The following is a 699-nucleotide window of genomic DNA, read 5'->3' as shown; positions in this document are numbered from 1 at the left end:
CCGGCAGTCTTGCTAGAGTGCCCAACTAAATGCTGGCAACTAACAATAAGGGTTGCGCTCGTTGCGGGACTTAACCCAACATCTCACGACACGAGCTGACGACAACCATGCACCACCTGTCATTCTGTCCCCGAAGGGAACGCCTAATCTCTTAGGTTGGCAGAAGATGTCAAGACCTGGTAAGGTTCTTCGCGTAGCATCGAATTAAACCACATGCTCCACCGCTTGTGCGGGCCCCCGTCAATTCCTTTGAGTTTCAACCTTGCGGTCGTACTCCCCAGGCGGAGTGCTTAATGCGTTAGCTGCAGCACTGAAGGGCGGAAACCCTCCAACACTTAGCACTCATCGTTTACGGCATGGACTACCAGGGTATCTAATCCTGTTCGCTACCCATGCTTTCGAGCCTCAGCGTCAGTTACAGACCAGACAGCCGCCTTCGCCACTGGTGTTCTTCCATATATCTACGCATTTCACCGCTACACATGGAGTTCCACTGTCCTCTTCTGCACTCAAGTCTCCCGGTTTCCGATGCACTTCTCCGGTTAAGCCGAAGGCTTTCACATCAGACCTAAAAAACCGCCTGCGCTCGCTTTACGCCCAATAAATCCGGACAACGCTTGCCACCTACGTATTACCGCGGCTGCTGGCACGTAGTTAGCCGTGGCTTTCTGGTTGGATACCGTCACGATGTGAACAGTT

The 699-nt window shown here is 52.9% G+C and carries 1 rRNA gene; it reads right to left on the bottom strand.

The annotated features are described in order from the left end of the window. Positions 1-699: ribosomal RNA gene (locus FC98_RS13815) — 16S ribosomal RNA — on the bottom strand; the annotation flags it as partial.

The organism is Lentilactobacillus kisonensis DSM 19906 = JCM 15041, assembly GCF_001434135.1.
Lineage (GTDB): Bacteria > Bacillota > Bacilli > Lactobacillales > Lactobacillaceae > Lentilactobacillus > Lentilactobacillus kisonensis.
Note: the sequence above shows the minus strand (reverse complement) of the source record. Positions and strands in the feature narration are given on the sequence as shown.